Origin of the sequence: Erwinia sp. Leaf53, from assembly GCF_001422605.1 — a bacterium.
Classification (GTDB): Bacteria; Pseudomonadota; Gammaproteobacteria; order Enterobacterales; family Enterobacteriaceae; genus Erwinia.
Genome location: NZ_LMLK01000002.1, coordinates 211,037 through 231,326 on the forward strand (window position 1 = coordinate 211,037; position 20,290 = coordinate 231,326).

Consider the following 20,290-nt stretch of genomic DNA (forward strand, 5'->3'; position numbering starts at 1 on the left):
CGCGCACAATCCTTTTAACATGGGGCCATCGCTGAGGAAAATCAATGCCGGTGGCGCGTGGCGCGGTGATTCAACGACAGCCCGACGACTTAATGACCTTAAAGTGCGCACTTTCGGCTTTGCCTGTTCAGAGTACAAATTGCATACTGCTGCGTTTTGTAACGCCATAAAACCAACAGGGAAACGTGTAATGTGGTATGTGCTGGCTCTCTCTTTATTCTTTCTGCCGTTCCACCTCAGCAGCGCGCTGGTGCTGCTGGCGGTGGCACTGGTGGTCGCTGTTTTCAGCCACGTGCTGCTCCCCCCGGCGATAGTGGCGCTGCTGGTACTGGGCGGCGTGGCGCTGTGGTGTGGCTGTCACCGCCAGCGAACCCAGTTTGCGCTGCCCGGTGAGATCCTGCTGGTGGTGGGCAGCGTGGCGCTGATGCTGCATATGATCCCCGGCTTTAATAACGCTCTGGTGGTCTCCGGGGTACAGGCCGGGCCGCAGAGTGCGCCCTTCTCGTTTTACTATAATCTCGACAAAGCCCTGATCCCGTTTCTGCTGCTGGCGTGCCTGCCCACCCTGCTGAAGCGGCCGTCGTGCCCTCCCGCGAATGCGCTGTGGTGGCTGGTGCTGCTGTTAGCGATGCCGCTGCTGCTGCTGGCCGCCACCCTGGCAGGCGGGCTGCGGGTCGAACCCCACTGGCCTGAGTGGCTGGGTGCCTTTATGCTGGCTAATCTGTTCTTCGTCTCGCTGGCCGAAGAGGCGCTGTTTCGCGGCTATATCCAGCAGCGGCTCAGCCAGCTGCTGGGGAATAAACAGGCGCTGCTGATTGCCGCCGCCCTGTTTGGCCTTGCGCACTTTGCAGGCGGGCTGCTGCTGGTGTTCTTTGCCTTCCTTACCGGCATTATCTATGGCCTGGCGTGGCTGTGGAGCGGGCGGCTGTGGGTCAGCACGCTGGTGCACTTTGCCTTTAATCTGCTGCACCTGCTGTTCTTCACTTACCCGGTCTGGCAACGGGCGGGCTGACGCGCTTTTCTGCGTTTTTTTGGTTATACTACGCGCAACCTGTGCCGCCACGCTGGCGGCACGCTCGTTTACCCCGCAGGACTTCCCAGCACATGCTCAGTTATCGCCACAGTTTCCATGCCGGCAACCATGCCGACGTTCTTAAACACACCGTACAGAGCCTGATTATCAGCGCGCTGAATGAGAAGGATAAGCCCTATCTCTATCTCGACACCCACGCCGGTGCCGGGCGCTATCTGCTCAGCGGTGAGCATGCGGAACGCACCGGCGAGTACCTGGAAGGGATCGCGCGCATCTGGCAGCAGGACGACCTGCCGGAAGAGATGAAACCGTACATCAGCGCGGTGAAGAACTATAACCCGGGCGGCAAGCTGCGCTACTACCCGGGCTCGCCGCTGATCGCCCGTCACCTGCTGCGCGAAGATGACAAACTGCAGCTGACCGAGCTGCACCCGAGCGACTTCCCGCTGCTGCGTAACGAGTTTCAGAAGGACGATCGCGCCCGCACCGACCGCGCCGACGGCTACCAGCAGCTGAAATCCAAGCTGCCGCCACCGTCACGCCGTGGCCTGATCCTGATCGACCCGCCGTACGAAATGAAGAGCGATTACCAGGCGGTGGTGCAGGGCATTCATGAAGGCTACAAGCGTTTTGGTACCGGCGTATTTGCGCTGTGGTATCCGGTGGTGATGCGCCAGCAGATCAAGCGCATGTTTAAAGACCTGGAAGCTACCGGCATTCGCCGCATCCTGCAGATTGAACTGGGCGTGCTGCCGGACAGCGACCGTCGCGGCATGACCGCCTCCGGCATGGTGGTCATCAACCCGCCGTGGAAGCTGGAACAGCAGATGAACAACGTGCTGCCGTGGCTGGTGAAAACCCTGGTGCCGGGCGGCACCGGGTTTGGCAAGGTCAGCTGGATCGTGCCGGAGTAAACCGTCTGGCGGGCAGATGCTGGCCGACCTGTGCGCTTGCGGCGCTGCCTGCGCTGCCTGCGGCAAAGGACCACGTAGCGGTTATCGCCGGTGATGCCCGGATACTACTGATGCCCGTATGCTGCTTATGCCGTGATGCCGCTGATGCCGCTGATGCCGCTGATGCCGCTGATGCCGTGATGGTTACACGGTAAACACGGCAAAGTCATGCGCCATCTCGGTGGCCGGAAACACCGCCCGGCACTCGTCGAGCAGCCGCTCACAGTCGTGGCGCAGATAGCGCGAGCTGAGGTGGGTAACGATCAGCCGTTTAGCGCCGCTCGCGCGCGCCACCTCAGCCGCCTGCACCGTTGACGAGTGCCCGCGCCCGTTAGCTTTCTCCTGCATCGCCAGCTCCAGCGTGGCTTCGTGCACCATCACATCCACCCCGGCGGCCAGTTCCGCCGCCGCTGGCGTCGGTGCGGTGTCACCAAAGATCGCCAGGCTGCGGCCTCTGGTCGCCTGCCCCACGTAGTCCCAGCCGTTAATTGCCCGCCCGTCGTCGAGGATCACCGTGCGCCCCTGCTTCAGATCGTAGTACCACGGGCCGGCGGGCACGCCGTCCGCCTTCAGGCGTTCCGCGTCCAGTGCGCCGGGCTTATCGTGCTCGTCAATGCGGTAGCCATAGCACTCTACAGGATGGGTCATTGGGTAGGCGGTGACGCGGAAATGTTCGTCGTTGCACACCTCTCCGGCGGTGATTTCGACGATCGAAAGCGGGAAGGTCAGCCACGATCCGCTCAGGCTCAGGCTGGTTTCGACAAAGGTTTTAATCCCCTGCGGGCCATACAGCGTCAGCGGTCCGGTGTTACCCGTCATCGAACGGCTGGTCAGCAGCCCCGGCAGGCCAAAAACATGATCGCCGTGCAGGTGGGTGATAAAGATCTTCTCAATCTTCGCCGGGCTGATCGCCGTGCGCAGGATCTGGTGCTGGGTCGCCTCACCGCAGTCGAACAGCCAGGTGGCGCTACGGGCTCCCTGTACATTCAGTGCGATGCTGGTGACGTTGCGTTCACGGCCCGGGGTGCCCGCGCCGGTGCCTAAAAATTGCAGTTCCATCCCCTTCACTCTCCTGATTAGCGATGCCGTTAACAGGCATAATGGCCTGATGATAGCATTTTCCCGCTCAACCCGACGCGCGCCAGCTATTTACGCTGCCGGGGCCACTCCCGCTGACGCATTTTCCGCTGCCATTCCTGCCGGGCAGCAGTCGGCAGCATGGCGACTCTCCTTAATCCCCCCACCCGCCCTATCACAATCATAGGTGCAAACTTTGCGGCAATGGGTCGGGAGGCGTTACACTCTCTGCCAGCTGATTTCACTCATTTAACGGAAGCCTGACCATGACCCGACATTATGACTACCTCGCCATTGGTGGCGGCAGCGGCGGTATCGCCTCGATTAACCGTGCGGCGATGTATGGACAAAAGTGTGCGCTGATTGAAGCAAAAGATCTGGGCGGCACCTGCGTCAACGTCGGCTGCGTGCCGAAGAAAGTGATGTGGCATGCGGCGCAGATCGCCGAAGCGATCAACCACTACGGCCCCGACTACGGCTTCGACACCACCGTTAACCAGTTCAACTGGGACACGCTGCTGAAGAACCGCAGCGCCTATATCGACCGCATCCACACCTCTTACGACAACGTGCTGGGTAAAAATAAAGTGGACGTGATCAAAGGCTACGCGCGCTTTGTTGACGCCCACACAGTGGAAGTGAACGGCGAGAAAATTACCGCTGACCATATCCTGATCGCCACCGGCGGCCGTCCGAGCCACCCAGACATCCCGGGTGCCGAATACGGTATCGATTCCGACGGCTTCTTCGATCTTAAGGCGATGCCTGAACGCACCGCGGTGGTCGGCGCGGGCTATATTGCCATTGAGATCGCCGGAGTACTGAACGCGCTGGGTTCTGAGACACATCTGTTCGTGCGCAAGCACGCGCCGCTGCGCAGCTTCGATCCGCTGATCGTCGACACGCTGCTGGAGGTGATCAATACCGAAGGCCCGACGCTGCACACCGAAGCCGTTCCAAAAGCGGTGGTGAAAAACGCCGACGGCAGCCTGACCCTGCAGCTGGAAGATGGCCGCGAACAGACCGTCGACAGCCTGATCTGGGCGATTGGCCGCGAGCCGATGACCGATAACCTGAACATCGAAGCCGCTGGCGTGAAGCTGAACGAAAAAGGCTATATCAGCGTCGATAAATACCAGAACACCAGCGTTGAGGGCGTTTACGCCGTCGGCGACAACACCGGTGCGGTGGAGCTGACGCCGGTGGCGGTGGCAGCAGGCCGTCGCCTCTCCGAGCGCCTGTTTAACAACAAGCCGGACGAACATCTCGACTACAGCAACGTACCGACCGTGGTGTTCAGCCACCCGCCGATCGGCACCGTTGGCCTGACCGAGCCGGAAGCCCGCGAGAAGTTTGGTGACGACCAGGTGAAAGTGTACAAATCCGCGTTCACCGCCATGTACACCGCCGTGACCCAGCACCGCCAGCCGTGCCGCATGAAGCTGGTGTGCGTCGGTGCGGATGAGAAGATTGTTGGCATCCACGGCATCGGTTACGGCATGGATGAGATGCTGCAGGGCTTTGCGGTGGCGCTGAAGATGGGTGCTACCAAGAAAGACTTCGACAACACCGTGGCGATCCACCCGACCGGTGCGGAAGAGTTTGTTACCATGCGCTAAGCGTCCATCCTGAATAACAAAACCCTGCAGCGATCGTCGCTTCAGGGTTTTTTTTTTGCCTTTTTACCGGTAGCTGACGGTCAGAATGCCTTCGCGTTTTTCAGTGCTCAGCCAGGCCAGCTGCGCTTCGGTGCGGTTATCGTTAAAGGCCAGCGCCCTGGTAGTGGAGACGTTAAGCGCCCGCTGACGGAACTTACCCTGCTCCGCACATTCGCTGGTCACGTTGGCCTGGCTGACCTGGATCCGGCAGGCCGGCTGATAAATCTGGCCGCTAAAATTAACCTGGCCGCCGCCGATGCCGAAACTTTCGCTGGCTGATGCACTGCCCTGCACGCCTGCCGCCAGCAGCATTGCCAGCAGAACAGATTTACCGCAAACCATCATTTTTTTACCAGTCATAAGTTTCTCTCCCGACATCCGCTTTGCGACGTTGCTACCGATCCTGACTTTAGAAAAACTTAAAAATCAGGGGCTTATTCCGTTAAACCGGTAACTGATTGGGTGTGTAGTCAGACCGCTTTTTTATCGCGGGTCAGCGGGTTTACTTTGGCCCCCCTGACGCTCCTGTTGCCACATCACCTCTTGTTGACATCAGCATACACAGAAATAAGAACACTCCGAAACACACTAAGAGCAAAAAGTCTGATGTTTAAATCTATCAATTACACAATATCGATCGCTGAAGTGGCATTTACAGGATAAAAATGAATTTATCTGGCATAGGGTAACCATTCCGTCTGCGTTTTCGCGGCAGGGTGGCGAGCAGGGGAACAGCGGATACGGTGGCGTCTCGCCGTCACGACGTGTCAAACGGTGGATATTTCAGCAGAGCAGAAATAAAAAATCCGGCGGGAGAGACTCGCGCCGGACAGACAGGGAGGTGTGCAGGATTAAAATAACGGCGGGTCAGGCATCATTAACGGCGGGCAGTTCTTTCAGCTCTTCCATGCTCATTTCACACCACAGCCGCCCCTGCAGCGCATAGTAAGGCATATCTTCCAGCCACTGGCGCTGGGCGATGGTTTCAATCCCTTCAATCACTACCTTAAACTGATTCTGCTGCAGCTCATCAAGCAGTGAGGCCAGCTGTGCCTGCCCCTGTTCATCCTGCCAGTATTTCCAGAAGACGTGCTTATCGATTTTGATAAAGCGGAAGGCGTAGGCCGACAGCATATTCATCTCGGCAATGCCGTTACCGAAGTCATCCAGCCACAGGGAGTAGTGGCTGGAGAGCAGGCTGTGCAGCTTGTGGTGGCGGAACAGGCGCGAAGAGAGTTCGTGGACTTCAAAGTGGATGCAGCCGATCTGCTTGATGCGGTCCATCACCTCGCTCTGCTCCAGCAGGCTGAGCGTATGGTCATCGACGTTAAGGGTGACGATAATGCCGCGATCGTTAAACCACTGCTGGTGCGCCTCGATCAGTTCAATCTGCGCCAGCAGAATCGCGTTGCGCTCTTCCGCGCTGGCATGCAAAAAATAGCGCTCGACGAAGTTACTGTCATTGACCGGTGCGGCGCTGAAGCGCGACAAACACTCAAAGGCCAGCAGCTTACCGTGCGCGCTGAACATCGGATGAAATACGTATTTAATCGCCGGCTGGGGCACAGGTTCCAGCATTTCGCCCGAAAATGTCATGGTCGGGCACATCTGCAGGCCGCACCTGTGCCAGAACCATTAGCGCCACTACTTAAAGGTAACGTCCACATTTGCCGACGCATTGAAGGTCCCTATTTTTGGCGAATTGTTGAGCCAACGCAGGCTGGCCACAAAGTTATTTTGTACCACACTCCCGTTCACATAACCCAGTGAAGTACTGGTATTCAGCGGAATAAAACTGGCTGGCGCATCGGCGGTGGAGATCGAAATACCAAATCCGCTGTCGCTGGCAGGCATGATCATATCAGTACCGCTGGTCGGATAGGTGGTACTGAAGCTGGCCACCAGCGTTTTACCCTGGCAATCCTGGCCGGCACCGGTCAGGTTAGCCACCACCGAGAACGGCACCTGCTTCTCGGTGACGCCCGCCTGGGCTCTGCCGGAGGCGATGGTGCCAAAGTTCACCGTCGAACCGCTGTTGCCCGAGACGCTGATCTGCGGCGAGCAGGAGATAAAGCGGATATTGCCCAGCCCGGCGATGTAGGCGCGGAAGTTACTGTTTGGTGTGCTGTTCAGCCCCAGAACGCCATCCACCTGGAAGACCGGGTACTGTCCGGTATTGGTAATCTTACCGCTGGACGGTGCGGATTTGCCGGTGGCTTTGATATAAATCGAGTAACTGACCTTAACTGTCTGAGGCGTGGCAGGTGACATGCAGCCCTGCACCCAGTAACCATAATTATTTCTATACCAGCCATAGTTACATACAGTCCCTCTGCCCACGTCGGTTTTGGTTCCCGCCGTCGGTTTAATATCAATACTGTTGTAGGTGACACCCACCTCAATAGAGGGGTCGATGCTCTGCATCTGCGTCAACGGATCCCAGTAGAGATAGGCGTTCTCACCACTCGGATAGCCGTTGGTATCCTCGCACTTAAAGGTGGAGTTATAGACCGGCGATCGCCACAGCACGGTGCCCGCCGTCAGGTTAGCGGTGGAAACCTCAATCGCCTGGTTGAGGGTAATGACCTCAGAGATCGAACCGGTAGAGGCATCTTTGCAGGACAAAGCGTAACTGTTGAGTGAAAACAGGCTCAGTACCAGCACCAGCAGCGTGTAACCGGCCACCTTTACGCCGCGAAAAGCGTGCAAAAACATCAAGCGTATCCTTATTATTTTGGCGTACAAGCCAGACTGAGTTCCTGATAACCCGCCGCGTTCAGATCCTTAAAGCCAGGCAGGACCACTTCACAGGCAGAGCCGGCACCCTCGCCCCATTTTACCTGCAGATGCTGATGTTCACTGACGCCGGAGACATATGCCGTACCGGTGGTTCCCACGGTACCGATATTGGCACCCGCATCGTTAAACACCGTAGCCCCGATTGCCGGATAGTTACCTTCGGCGATTTTCAGGTGCAGCAACAAGCTCTGCCCGGTGCGGGTTTCAAAGGTCACCCGGCTGATGGCACCGTAAGTCGGCACCACGTCTCTTGCTGCCAGCGGAATATCCAGCCCGGCACCGATATCTTCGGTGTTGAGCGCCACGCGGTTGTGACGGTAAGCGGTGGCCGAGGTCATCACCGCGTAACCAAAGCGGTCAACGGCGACGCCAGGCTGGTTTTCCAGCCGCACGCCTTTGGCATCTCTGGCTTCCACCAGCACAATGGTGTTCTGCATCGGCTGCGACAGAGTTACGCCGCCGCGGTGCGCCAGCACGCCGCCGCTCAGGTTCAGCGAGCTCTGGCTGTAGTTCTCATTCCAGCTGTACCCCACCTGCGCGTTACCCATGCTGCCCATATAGCCCACGTCGGCCATGGTGGTCTGCCCGCCGTTCTCCGCATGGCCGGTCTGCAGGTAGTAGTTCAGGCGGTTGTCATCCAGCAGCGAACCGCCCATGCCGGTGCTGTAGCTGTCGCCGCTCTGCTTGCTGTGCGCCATGTTGAGGCTGGCAGTCACCGGCTTCTGGCCAAAGACGGTAAACGGCACCGACAGCGTGAGGTTCATGGTGCGATCTTTCTGGCCATAGTTACTGCGGCTGTCCTGGACAAACAGGCCATAGCTGACGTCTTTGTACATGCTGTTCAGCCCGACCTGCAGGGTACGGTCGCGATTGCCGCTGCCCCAGTAAGTCTGGTTGGTCAGCGTTGAATAGAGCGAAACCGGGCCAAGATGCTGGCTGACCGTCAGCTCAACGCGCTGACGCTTGTTGTTGTAACGATCGGAATAATAATAATTTTTAGTGGTATTTGCCCAGGATGGCGTGCCGTCGCTGCTCGCCGTGGTGTCATCATACTCATTGCGGTACTGGCCGTTCTCATAGCTGGCACGCTCGGTGACCGCATCGCTGAAGTCATAGTAGCCGGACGTAGAGTAGCGGTAACCGGCGATCTGCAGCTCGGTACCCATGGCGTTCAGCGACTTGGAGTAAAGGAAGCGGAAGCTGGCCCCCTGCTTGCGGTCGCCGCTGGCCAGTTCGGTATCAGACCAGGCGGTATCGAACGATGCCGCACCGAACATGCCGAGGCTTTTACCCACGCCGAGTACCGCCGAACGGTAGTGATCCGCCACCAGCAGCCCGCCGTACGGCGTGTAGTCACCGCCCATACCACGGGAAACCGTGCCCTGAATAAAGCGCGGCTGGTAGCTGTTTCCGCTGCCGTCCTGATATTTACCGGCGGTCAGCGCGTATTCCCAGATGCCGGCGCGCAGCATGTTGCTGATCGACGAGAACGGCACGATAAAGTTCTGTTTTGAACCGTCCGCCTCAAACACCGTCACCGCCAGGTTACCGCTCAGGGTACTGGGGTAGATATCGCTCAGCTCAAACGGGCCGGGGGCGACGTTAGTGCTGTAAACGGTATAGCCGTTCTGGCGGATCTCCACCCGTGCATTGGTGCGAGCCACGCCGCGAACCACCGGTGCATAGCCACGCAGGCTGTCCGGCAGAATTTCCGGCACGCTGAACAGCTGCACGCCACGGAACTGGAAGCTGTCAAACACCGCGTTGCTGGTGCTGCGCTGCCCGAGCTGCACCCTGGAGCGCCAGGGTACGATATCGGTTTCCGCCCAGGTGGCGACCGAGGTCAGCTTACCGGGGCCTTCGCTCTGTTTCTGCCAGTTTGAATTATTGCGCAGCCGCCAGCGGCCAAGGTTCAGGCCATTCTGGGTCGAGGTGTAGAGATAATCGCTGTCGCCGCTGTTTTTCGTGCGATTTTTAGAACCGCTGAAGTTGTAATTGATAAAGGCGGCGTTGATACCGTCGTCATACAGGCGCGATGAGATCGCCCCTTTTGGCGTCGGGATCATGAAAATCTGCGGAACCGAGATATCCACTTTCTGGATGGCCGCGTCATAGGTCACGCTGGCACCCTGCAGATGGGCCGGCAGGTCAAAACAGTCCGCCGGATCGCCACTCAGCTTTTGCAGCTCAATGCCGTAGGCCAGGTAATCTTTTACCGGGATGCACACCTGAATCGGTTTAGCCGGATCGGTTTTACGAAACTCGACGTCTTTATGATCGACTCGCTCTGCGTTGACATAAATATCAAACGGATAGCTGCCAGGCAGAATATCATCACTGGCGGACAGCGCGGCAACGCTGGAGGCATCGCCGTGAATGAATGAGGTATTGAACTGTTCTTCTGCCAGCGTCGGAGAGAATTTCAGCAGCAGCAGCGTGGACACCAGCGCGCGCTTCAGGGGAAACTTGCGCGTTCCCTGGCGACCTGCTTTTTCCCTGCCCGCTGAATAAAACATAATCTTCTCATCCGATGCGATAAATGCAAATCATGGCTCCATCAATTACAGACGGATATCTTTCACCTGGGTGTTGCCACCAAAATCATTGATAAAGGTGAAAGTAAACTGCTTACTGTTTTCAGTGCCGGCCGGCAGTTTGATCGTCGCATTACTGAATGCTTTAACCATTTCTGCGTTAACCTTCTCTTCTTTGCCCGCACTGTTTTTAATCGTAATGGTTCCCAGGGTGACATTAAGCGGCCCCGGATTATCCACCACCAGCTGGCTACCCTGACGGTGCCATTTCAGCGCCTCAGCCTGCTGCTGCAGGGTGGTATTCAGGCCGGCCGGGCGGTAGAACAACTTAATTCGCGTGCGCACGGCAATTTGCAGTACGTTTTCTTCTTTTGGTGCCGGCGGAATTTCCTGCACGTTAACCCAGAATACCGACTCGCGATCCTGCGGCAGCCCGTTACCTGAATAAATAAAGCGCAGTACGGCTTCTTTTTTACCGGCCAGTTTTAACACCGGTGGTACCACCTGAATCGGGATATCTTTCGGCATTTTGGTCGCGTCACCGTGATCCAGCCAGGTCTGCACCATATAGGTGTCGTTCTGGTCGTTATGGATATCCAGTGAAGCCGACTTGGTATCGCCGTTGTAAATCACGCGGGTTGCATCAACCTGAATACCTGCAGCGGCACTCAGAGAAACACAGCACAGGGCGGCGGCCAGTAATTTTTTCATGCGTTCAACTCTTCTTAATGTGCGCCATCCCTGGCAGCACAGTTTAACTAATTAGTTGTATTCGATGGTGAAGGTAGAGCTGGCGTTTGCCGCGCCTTCAGTCACGTTAGCGGTAGTCGACTTGTAACGCGCTTTCAGGTTGAAAGTCGCGGTGCCGTTAGCAGTAGAACCTGACGCTGCGGTGTTGGTGATAGCAGCCAGTGCAGTGGTGGATGCAGTCTGGTTGATTGGGATGATTTTCTCGTCGTTAGACAGAATCTCGATACCCACGCCGGTCGCTGCGCTTACGGCCAGCAGGTTCGGGTAGCCAGCCAGAGTCGGGCCGTCAAAACGCAGGCTGTAAGAACCGGTGTCACAGTTAACCAGCTTGATGTTGAACGCTTTAGAGGCGGTCACGTCACCGGCGGCGCTGAACGCGGTAGTCGGGTATTTACCGATGAACACGCTCTGGTTTTTGCTGTCGTTATCAACTGTACAGGTCGCTTTAACAATCTGGCCGGTGAAAGCAACGGTGCCGTTAGCAGCCTGTGCGTTTACTGCGGTCAGAGCGATGGCTGCTGCAGCCACAGATAACAGGATTTTTTTCATTTTTATCTCCAGAAAAACAACGCTTAGATGATTGATTTATTTTGAGAATTCCATTTTTTTCCACCACGCGTTCATTCTGTTGTTTACCAGAGGCTGCAGATGGGAGAGTAGGAATACTCTGATTTCGAAGCGGAATATATCCTGTCGGATTTGACTTATATATTGGTTAAAATTCATTAACCATAAAGATTAACAGGCAAAATCTATCAAACAACGTAAGTCATTGATTATTAACAACGCGCTTTGTCAGGAAAGTGCAGAAAAAGTAAATATTTGAGTTTATTTTTTTTAAAATGATGCAGAACAGGCCCACCCATTTACGCCTGGCGGCATAAACGGGCGGTTAAAGAGTAAACAACGCTGCAGGATGTTGAGGGAAAGTCTGAAGTTCACTGCACTACGGATTAGCGCAGACGGCGCATCCGCTTCTCTTCCAGCATGATGCCCATCACCGTTTCTTCCATTTTACGCAGGAAGCCGCTGGCGGGCTTGTGGAACGCGCAGGAGAAAATGTGATAGCTGTGTTCGCGATTTTCGGGGCTAAGTTCGGTAATCTCTTTAATGCTCAATACGGTGAGATCCATGGTGAACTGGCCAAGGTTGCCAAAATCGACCAGCATATTTTTCAGCAGCATGCCCGCCCGCGTCAGCTCAGGTAACGCTTCTTCATACTGTAAACCGATGCCATTGCGTGACAGATCTTTCACCCGCAGTCGGTGACTGAAACCGTCGCGGAAACGCCCCTCGCAGATGAAATTATAACGTTCCGGTATTGTTATGCGGATATCACTGCGGCGCTGGGTCACAATAATTTCCGCCGGGAAATTAAACGTCAGAGAGTCCGGCGCTTCTTTCTCCACGATCTGGAAGGTAGTAAAAGCGATTTTCTCACTGCTGCCTTTAATTACCACCTCAACCGGCATAGTCACCGACTGCAACTCCTCCATCCGGCTGATACTAAAAACCTGGGTATCAATGTGCAGGAACTGGCAGCTCAGGGTGCGACCCTGAACGAGGAATTCAACGCTGCCGCTTTTTTTCATGGCTTCACGCAACAGCGCCAGAATTTCATAGCGGTCAGTTTTTTTAATTTCCTTATACGATAACGTTGTCATCTGGACGCATTGTCCCTTTATGTAATTGGAATTATATGCTGTGTCTTTGCAGACCGGTCGCGCTGTTACAATGACAGATGATAAACAGCCCCCGCCACTATAAAACTGAAAAATCAGGGGGCGTATTGTAATAACATCACAGCGTTTTTACCAGGCACGGAATCTGTCCGTTCGGCCTTAGTGCAGCAGAAGATAGCATTAATATGGCGGGAAGGTAATATGACCTGCTACTCACGGGTACCCCTTTGGCAAACTCAGCCCGCGACGCGACACGGTCATCAGGAAGAGGTCATCCTCCCTGCCAGGGGCGGGTGGCGAGGGCAGTCACTGCCAGGGTAGCGGTGTCTCTGGTGATGATAATATTGTGGGCGATGACCGTCGCTGTGACGATGGCAGGGGCGGAGACAGATGATCTGCCCCAGGCGGCGTGGTCAGCCAGGGGCAGGTTGTTCTTAGTGTCGGCTGGCACAACCACACTGGGCGATGTCCGGCAGCACGCCTTTACCCAGATGTGAGTGGCGCAACTTCAGCTCCCCGCGCCGCCACGCGCCGCTGTCGTCGGCACGGTTTTCCAGCAGGCGGTTCAGCGCTTCGGCAATCTGCAGATCGCTGCGCTGCGCCCAGGTGGTCAGGTGCCACGCCGGGAAGTGCGCTTCGGCCACGTCATCAAAACCGACCACGCCGATATGCGTTCCCTGGCCAAAGTCGCGGATCGCCTGCATGGCTCCAAAGGCCAGCACGTCGTTCTCACAGAACAGCGCGTCGATGCGATCCGCGCCGCGGGTTTTCTTCAGGTACTCAAGCGTGACCTTATAAGCCAGATCGCGATCGTAATGGCCGGCTTCCAGCACCTTATGCAGCGACTGCCCCGCCTCTTCCAGACAGGCCACGTACCCCTCCAGACGCATCAGCTCGGTGGTCGCATTGTTCAGCCCCTTCAGGTAGCCAAAACGCTGATAGCCCTGACCAAGCAGCAGCCTGGCGATCTCCGTTCCTGCCGCAAAACCATCGACGCTGATCGCTTCCACATCGGCATTATTGGTACTGCGGCAGACGTGGATCGACGGAATATGGTGCAGCGTCTCCGCCGTGGTAATCAGCTCATCGCTGAAAATAGTGGCGAGGAACAGCAGCCCGTCTACCTGCATCTGCCCGGCCATCTGCATCACCGACTGATAATTTTCCCCGGAGTCGACGTTGAGCAGCAGCGCCATATAGCCGCGTTCGTTTAGCTGGCGGGTGGTTTCCTGCAGCATCTTCAGGGTATGCGGATTGCTGAACTCATCGGTGACCACGCCAATAATGTTGGTTTTGCGCTGCTTTAAGCCGCGCGCCAGCAGGTTAGGGCGGAAGCCCAGTTTGTTGGCGGCGTTCATCACCAGCTCACGGGCTTCAGGTGAAATGGATGCTCCGGATTTGAACGCACGTAACACCGTCCATTTCGAAACCCCGGCCAGTTCGGCCACATCGCTGGCGGTGGATTTTTGCGCCTGCTTCTCTTTTACGCTGTTGTTTGTCATGGCTTACCAATGGGTCCGGGATGCTGAAGTCATGTGCTCAGAATAAAGGATCCCACCGCATCTCAACAGGTTGCCGTAGCGAATGTGTGGTGCACCTCCATTTTTCGCTCGTGCCACCACACTATCTCGCAACATGATGTTGCTGCGATGTTTTATTTTGCTACCGTTGGCAAACTCCTTTGCCAACGGTAGCAAAGTCAGATAATATTCGATCCCGCTCACATTTGTTCTGCAACCCACTGTTTTAAAACCCCTAAATTCGCATAAAGCCATACTTTTATTGCGTGAATTTTTTGATTTGAAAACAGGTGATTAGGCAGATTGTTAAAAAAAAGATTGTGTGCATGAAGCGAAAGATTTTTCGCATCAAAACCATAACAAAGATAAATAAATTTCATTTTTCGTAGCAATGGTCGTTTTCAATCACCTCCCGACACGGGAAATCGCTTAGCATGGAAAATAGTTATCATGAAAAACAGCAGTAATATTGTGGTTACTCTCATCGGCGCGCTTCTGCTGCTGATGGGCCTGGCGCTGGCCGGCGGCGGCGCGTATCTGATCGCGCTCGGCGGCGCGTGGTTCTATCTGCCCGCCGGCCTGGCGATGGCCGCCACCGGCTTCGGCCTGATGAAAAAGCGCAGCTGGGCGCTGGTGGTTGCCTGGCTGCTGTTAGTGGTCAGCCTGGTCTGGGCGTTTAGCGAAGTCGGCACCGACTTCTGGCAGCTGGTGCCGCGTACCGTCACCTTCCTGGTGGTGGCGCTACTGGCAACGGCGTCCGCGCCGCTGCTGCGTAAAAAAGATGGATCGCGGGCGATCGCCTGCAAGGCCGCAGGCGGCCTGTCAGCGGCGCTGCTGGTAGCCATTGTGGCCATCTTTGCCGGCATGTTCCGCCCGCACGCGGAAGTGGAAGCCAGCGGTGAACCGCTCCCGGTGCTGGATAAAACCGCGTCGGATGACAGCGGTAACGACTGGGGAGCGTATGGCCGTAATACCGCAGGCCAGCGTTTTGCCCAGTTTAACCAGATCAACACCACCAACGTGAAAGACCTGAAGGTGGCCTGGACTTACCACACCGGCGATCTGGCGGTTAACGGTTCGGAATACCAGACCACGCCGCTGAAAGTCGGCAACACCATGTACGTCTGTACGCCTCTGAACAAGGTGATGGCGCTCGATCCTGTCACCGGCAAAGAGAAGTGGCGCTTCGATCCGAAAATCGAAGAGACCTCAGGCAACAAAACCTGGAAACGCTGCCGTGGCGTGGCGTATACCGAGCTGAGCGCGGCTCCGCAGGACGGCACCGCGCCGGCCATCGCCGGTAACAAGCGCATTATCAGCACCACCGTGGATGGCCGCATCTTCTCGCTGGATGCGGAAACCGGCCAGCTTGACGAAAGCTTCGGTGATAAAGGCTTTGTTAACCTGCTGAACGGCCTCGGTGCCAGCGCGCACGGCTCCTACTATCTGACCTCCGCACCGCTGGTGGCCGACGGTATCGTGATGGTCGGCGGCAAGCTGAACGACAACCTGACCACAGGCGAAGCCTCCGGCGTGGTGCGCGGCTATGACGCGCGCAGCGGTAAACTGGTGTGGGCGTGGGACGCATCGCGCGGTGCAACCGACAGCACCCCGCTGCCAGAGGGAGAGACGTACCCGATTGAAACGCCGAACTTCTGGGGTACTGCAGCATATGACGCCAGACTGGGCATTGCCTACTTCCCGACCGGCAACCAGACGCCTGATTTCTGGACCGGCAACCGTCACGCCTACTCTGACGAGTATAACGACTCGATCGTGGCGGTTGAGCTGAAGACCGGTAAAGAGGTGTGGCACTTCCGCACCGCCAACCAGGATCAGTTCGACTACGACGTCTCCTCCCAGCCGATCCTCTATGATATGCCGGGCAAAGACGGCAGCATCACGCCGGTACTGATCCAGCTGACCAAGCGTGGCCAGGTGTTCGTGCTCGACCGCCGTACCGGTAAGCCGGTGGTCAAAGTCGAAGAGCGTAAGGTCTCCACCGACGCGATGCCGGGCATGAAAGTGGCCGCCACCCAGCCGTACTCCGCCATCTCCGTCGGTACCGCGGCGCTGAAAGAGTCGGATATGTGGGGCGCGTCGATCTTCGACCAGCTCTACTGCCGCGTGCAGTTTAAACAGATGCGCTGGGAAGGCGAATTTACCCCGCTGTCTGATAAGCAGCGCACGCTGATCTACCCGGGCTACTACGGCGGCTTTAACTGGGGCGGCGGCGCGATTGACCCGTCAACCGGCACGCTGATCGTTAACGATATCCGTATGGCGCAGTGGGGCCAGTTTATCAAACGTGAGGATGCCGACCGTCGCGGCCTGCAGGCGACCACCGAAGGCGAATACTCCGAGCAGCTGGGCACTCCGTGGGGCGTTGAACGCGGCATGTTTATGTCACCGCTGGGCGTGCCGTGCTTCAAACCGCCGTTTGGTACCATGACTGCCATTGACCTGGCGACCGGTAAAACCCGCTGGCAGGTACCGATGGGCACCATCAAAGATGCACCAATCCACGGCGTGGCGCCGGGTCTCGAAATCCCGCTGGGTATGCCAACCATGGGCGGCCCGCTGGTCACCAAAGGCGGCCTGACCTTCTTCCACGGCTCGCTGGACAACTTTGTGCGCGCGCTGGATAACAACACCGGTAAAGAGCTGTGGCGCGGCCGTCTGCCGGTGGGTGGACAGGGCGCTCCGATGACCTATATCGGCGAAGACGGTAAGCAGTACATCGTGGTGGTGGCCGGCGGCGCAACCCGTACCGGCACCAACGATAACCGCGGTGATGACGTGATCGCTTACGCGCTGCCGTAAGGATTCAGGTTCACAATCCGTTGTACGTCACAGGCCAGCTGATGCTGGCCTGTTTTTTTATTTTCCATGTTGGATAATACCCGCAAAAGTATTGCACTCAGCCGGGCCTGCTCTGGTCCCCTTACACGCTACTCGCTGCACTAATCTGCACTGCACCGGGCATATTTATACCGTTATTGGCCAGTAGCCCGAGGATATCGTGCTCATCGATTTTCTGTAGCTGACAATAGCGCCCCTTCAACCATCCTTCCGGTGCCAGTGACGCAAAAAATTAACCAATACAGATCGAAATCAGCACAAAACCCTATATCAATACAAAATAAAATAATGAACATTAAATGTTCAAAGAGGAGCAATCTGAGGTCGAAATATCATTCGACAGGGCAAGATACTTACAGGAGGAAAGAGCGATGCGCACCCAAAAAAGATGTCTCGGCTATGTGGCAATCGTGGTTGATGACTACGACAGGGCAATTGAGTACTACACCCAGAAACTGGGCTTTACCCTGGTGGAAGACACCCCGCAGCCGGGCAAACGCTGGGTGGTGGTGACGCCAGCTCCCGGAAGCGACTGCAATCTGCTGCTGGCACGCGCCTCCAGTGAACGGCAGTCAGGCTTTATCGGCGATCAGGCCGGAGGCCGCGTATTCCTGTTCCTGCAGACCGATGATTTCTGGCGGGATTACACGGCGATGAAGGAAAACGGCGTGACGTTCTGCGAAGCACCGCGCGAGGAAGCGTACGGCACCGTGGTGGTCTTTGAGGACCTGTACGGTAACCGCTGGGATCTCTATCAGAACGCGCAGGGCTGATGCTGTCCGTTTTGTAATAAAAAAAGCCGTATGCTCTCGCACACGGCCCTCCCTCAGTCACTTAATCAGAACGCAAAGCACGAACAGCCCAGCGCGCCCCAGAAGGCATTATCGTCAGATACCGGCACGCCGGAGTGGCGGGCGACATCGTGCGAGTGGCTGTGCACGCCGCACGGACCGCTGCACTGGTGCGGCTGTGAAGCAAAAGCGGCACGGCCGTGGGCCTGCGGCGGCGCAGAACGCCAGTGACCCGGCACCGTCACCACCGGTGACCACTCCGGCAGCACGACGATCGGCGGCGGTGACAGCGGGCTGAAGCGGCCGGCAGCATACACCACGTCGCCGTTCACCACGGTCATCACCGACTCGATGCCTTTGATCTCTTCCTCATGCACGCTGAAGTAGTCTTTTGACAGAATGGCCAGGTCGGCCAGCTGCCCCACCTTAATCTGCCCTTTCTTGCCCTGCTCGCTGGAGAACCAGGCGCTGCCCTGGGTCCACAGCATCAGCGCGGTTTCACGATCCAGACGGGCGTTCACGTCATACATCGCCATGCCGCCGACGGTACGGCCGGAAACCAGCCAGTAGAGCGCGGTCCACGGGTTATAGCTGGCCACGCGGGTGGCATCGGTGCCCAGCCCGACCGGCACGCCCATCTCCAGCATCTTCGCCACCGGCGGCGTCTGCTTCACCGCTTCATGGCCGTAGCGCTCGGCAAAGTATTCGCCCTGGAAGGCCATGCGGTGCTGTACCGCGATGCCGCCACCCAGCGCCTTCACGCGCTCAATATTGGCTTCGGTAATGGTCTCCGCATGGTCGAAGATCCAGTGCAGGCCGTCAAACGGGATCTCACGGTTGACCTTCTCGAACACGTTCAGCATGCGGCTAATCGATTCGTTATAGGTCGCGTGCAGGCGGAACGGCCAGCGGTGCTCCACCAGATGGCGCACCACGCGCTCCAGCTCATCTTCCATACCCGGCGCCAGATCCGGGCGCGGCTCAAGGAAGTCCTCAAAGTCGGCGGCGGAGAACACCAGCATCTCGCCCGCGCCGTTATGGCGGTAGAAATCGGTACCCTGGCCCGGCGACAGCATATCGGTCCACTTCTCGAAATCTTCCAGCTCGTGGCCCGGCCGCTGGGTAAACAGGTTATAGGCGATGCGCACGGTCAGCTGCTTCTTAGCGTGCAGCTCGCTGATGACTTCATAGTCGTCCGGGTAGTTCTGGAAACCGCCGCCGGCATCAATGGCGCTGGTCAGCCCGAGTCGGTTCAGCTCGCGCATAAACTGGCGGGTCGAGTTCACCTGCTGATCCAGCGGCAGTTTCGGTCCTTTCGCCAGGGTTGAGTAGAGCAGCATCGCGTTGGGACGGGCGATCAGCAGGCCGGTCGGGTTGCCGTTGCCGTCGCGCTGGATCTCGCCGCCCGGCGGGTTTGGCGTGTCGCGGGTGTAGCCCACCACCTTCAGCGCGGCGCGGTTGAGCAGCGCACGATCGTACAGGTGCAGGATAAACACCGGCGTATCCGGTGCTGCTTCGTTGATCTCGTCCAGCGTCGGCATGCGGCGCTCGGCAAACTGGAACTCGTTCCAGCCGCCCACCACCCGCACCCACTGCGGGTTTGGCGTGCGCAGCGCCTGCTCCTTCAGCATGCGCAGCGCGTCGGCCAGCGAGGGTACGCCCTCCCAGCGCAGCTCAAGGTTGTAGTTCAGACCGCCGCGGATTAGGTGCAGGTGCGAGTCGTTCAGCCCTGGAATACCGGTGTGGCCGTGCAGATCCACCACCTGCGTTGCCTCACCGGCAAACTGCATCACCTCCGCTTCGCTGCCCACCGCGAGGAATTTACCGTCTTTAATCGCTACCGCCGTCGCCAGCGGGTTTTCACGGTCCACCGTGTGGAACTTACCGTTGGTCAGAATCAGTGAGGCGTTATTCATCGTTACTCTCCAGGGCTTTGCTGCCGCGCGGGGCCAGCCAGTTTTTCAGTAAGGTGGTCAGTGCCGGCATCCAGATATACACCACTAATGCGACAACACAGGCATCGTTAAGAAAATGTCCCCACAGCGTGCCGGTTGCCGCCGGCAGCAGCTGATGCCAGAACCACGGCACCAGGTTAGTGGAGGGGAAGATCACCGCCAGCGTCAGCAGAAACTGCTTCCACTTTTTCGGCGGATGGCGTTCTGCTGTCGGTGGCGTAAACCAGAAAGCGGCTCCCGGGCGCACCTCAATATGTTCCGGCCCGCACAGCAGCTGCGGCAGCTCGGTGAGCAGCGCCTTACGCTGTTCAGAGTTAATCCAGTGGTAAAGATTATCCAGGCTGTCAAATCGTATCAGCACCGTCCACGTCTGCTCGCCGTGTACCGGGCGCAGGACGTTCACCCCAAGGTGCCCCTCAAACAGCGCCGCCTGCGGCATCACTTTTTCCAGCCAGCGCTGATACTCTTCCTGCTTCCCCGCCAGCAGGCGGTGGGTGATCACCAGGGTGACGTGATCGGGCTGATGCGGATAATCCACGGTGCTCTCCTTTACATGCCCCCGTCAGGGGGCTGCGTTATCAGGCTTTACGGGCCGGGGCTTTGTGTACCAGGGTGTAGGCGTAATCAACGCCCATGCCGTAGGCGCCGCTGTGCTCGCGCACCAGGTCCATCACCG

Annotated in this window: 17 protein-coding genes and 1 pseudogene; 5 read left to right on the top strand and 13 right to left on the bottom strand. The window is 57.4% G+C overall.

Annotated elements, in window-relative coordinates; all coding sequences use genetic code 11:
* Positions 1-190: 190 nt before the first annotated feature.
* Both ASF13_RS03780 and ASF13_RS03785 read left to right on the top strand, forming a co-directional pair.
* A complete protein-coding gene (locus tag ASF13_RS03780) occupies positions 191-1,012 on the top strand; it encodes a CPBP family intramembrane glutamic endopeptidase (protein ID WP_056232762.1) in 822 nt (273 codons plus the stop codon).
* A gap of 92 nt (positions 1,013-1,104) precedes the next feature.
* Positions 1,105-1,947: a 23S rRNA (adenine(2030)-N(6))-methyltransferase RlmJ gene (locus tag ASF13_RS03785; protein ID WP_056232764.1), complete on the top strand. Its 843-nt coding sequence runs from the start codon at positions 1,105-1,107 to the stop codon at positions 1,945-1,947.
* Between the two features lie 183 nt (positions 1,948-2,130).
* On the opposite strand, the gene rnz is transcribed toward ASF13_RS03785, so the two are convergent.
* A complete protein-coding gene (gene rnz / locus ASF13_RS03790) occupies positions 2,131-3,045 on the bottom strand; it encodes a ribonuclease Z (protein ID WP_056232766.1) in 915 nt (304 codons plus the stop codon).
* Between the two features lie 284 nt (positions 3,046-3,329).
* Between rnz and gorA the strand changes: the two genes are divergently transcribed.
* On the top strand, positions 3,330-4,682 hold the full coding sequence (gene gorA / locus ASF13_RS03795; RefSeq protein ID WP_056232768.1) for a glutathione-disulfide reductase: 1,353 nt from the start codon (positions 3,330-3,332) through the stop codon (positions 4,680-4,682).
* A 63-nt stretch (positions 4,683-4,745) separates the two neighbouring features.
* Here the strand turns inward: gorA and ASF13_RS03800 are convergent, their stop codons facing one another.
* From ASF13_RS03800 to ASF13_RS03835, 8 genes are all read right to left on the bottom strand, one after another.
* Positions 4,746-5,081 (bottom strand): hypothetical protein, encoded by a 336-nt coding sequence (locus ASF13_RS03800; RefSeq protein WP_056232770.1) that lies wholly within the window; start codon positions 5,079-5,081, stop codon positions 4,746-4,748.
* Positions 5,082-5,588: 507 nt separating this feature from the next.
* Complete coding sequence (locus tag ASF13_RS03805; RefSeq protein WP_158239899.1) at positions 5,589-6,317, bottom strand: EAL domain-containing protein; 729 nt, start codon at positions 6,315-6,317, stop codon at positions 5,589-5,591.
* Between the two features lie 48 nt (positions 6,318-6,365).
* Positions 6,366-7,436 carry a fimbrial protein gene (locus ASF13_RS03810; protein ID WP_056232774.1) on the bottom strand — a complete coding sequence of 357 codons (1,071 nt, stop codon included), beginning with the start codon at positions 7,434-7,436 and terminating at the stop codon, positions 6,366-6,368.
* 14 nt (positions 7,437-7,450) lie between these two features.
* Positions 7,451-10,036, bottom strand: coding sequence for a fimbria/pilus outer membrane usher protein (locus tag ASF13_RS03815; protein ID WP_082502273.1), 2,586 nt, complete (start codon positions 10,034-10,036; stop codon positions 7,451-7,453).
* Between the two features lie 45 nt (positions 10,037-10,081).
* Complete coding sequence (locus ASF13_RS03820) at positions 10,082-10,765, bottom strand: molecular chaperone (RefSeq protein WP_056232776.1); 684 nt, start codon at positions 10,763-10,765, stop codon at positions 10,082-10,084.
* A 51-nt stretch (positions 10,766-10,816) separates the two neighbouring features.
* Positions 10,817-11,353 (bottom strand): fimbrial protein, encoded by a 537-nt coding sequence (locus ASF13_RS03825; protein WP_056232779.1) that lies wholly within the window; start codon positions 11,351-11,353, stop codon positions 10,817-10,819.
* Positions 11,354-11,757: 404 nt separating this feature from the next.
* Positions 11,758-12,468, bottom strand: a complete 711-nt coding sequence (locus tag ASF13_RS03830; RefSeq protein WP_056232780.1) for a hypothetical protein — start codon at positions 12,466-12,468, stop codon at positions 11,758-11,760.
* Positions 12,469-12,920: 452 nt separating this feature from the next.
* Positions 12,921-13,988 (bottom strand): LacI family DNA-binding transcriptional regulator, encoded by a 1,068-nt coding sequence (locus tag ASF13_RS03835; protein WP_056232782.1) that lies wholly within the window; start codon positions 13,986-13,988, stop codon positions 12,921-12,923.
* Positions 13,989-14,456: 468 nt separating this feature from the next.
* On the opposite strand from ASF13_RS03835, the gene ASF13_RS03840 reads away from it, so the two are divergent.
* Positions 14,457-16,829, top strand: coding sequence for a membrane-bound PQQ-dependent dehydrogenase, glucose/quinate/shikimate family (locus tag ASF13_RS03840; protein WP_056232784.1), 2,373 nt, complete (start codon positions 14,457-14,459; stop codon positions 16,827-16,829).
* 121 nt (positions 16,830-16,950) lie between these two features.
* On the opposite strand, the gene ASF13_RS23200 is transcribed toward ASF13_RS03840, so the two are convergent.
* Positions 16,951-17,088, bottom strand: a complete 138-nt coding sequence (locus ASF13_RS23200; protein WP_082502274.1) for a HipA N-terminal domain-containing protein — start codon at positions 17,086-17,088, stop codon at positions 16,951-16,953.
* A gap of 151 nt (positions 17,089-17,239) precedes the next feature.
* Here ASF13_RS23200 and ASF13_RS03845 point away from each other — a divergent pair, with 151 nt between their 5' ends.
* Complete coding sequence (locus tag ASF13_RS03845) at positions 17,240-17,641, top strand: VOC family protein (protein WP_056232785.1); 402 nt, start codon at positions 17,240-17,242, stop codon at positions 17,639-17,641.
* Between the two features lie 65 nt (positions 17,642-17,706).
* Here the strand turns inward: ASF13_RS03845 and ASF13_RS03850 are convergent, their stop codons facing one another.
* From ASF13_RS03850 to ASF13_RS24175, 3 genes and pseudogenes are all read right to left on the bottom strand, one after another.
* Positions 17,707-19,575, bottom strand: coding sequence for an amidohydrolase (locus ASF13_RS03850; protein WP_056232787.1), 1,869 nt, complete (start codon positions 19,573-19,575; stop codon positions 17,707-17,709).
* Positions 19,568-20,152 carry an antibiotic biosynthesis monooxygenase gene (locus ASF13_RS03855; RefSeq protein WP_056232789.1) on the bottom strand — a complete coding sequence of 195 codons (585 nt, stop codon included), beginning with the start codon at positions 20,150-20,152 and terminating at the stop codon, positions 19,568-19,570. Before ASF13_RS03855 ends, ASF13_RS03850 begins: the two co-directional genes overlap by 8 nt.
* A gap of 40 nt (positions 20,153-20,192) precedes the next feature.
* Positions 20,193-20,290, bottom strand: a pseudogene (locus tag ASF13_RS24175) (hydrolase); the annotation flags it as partial.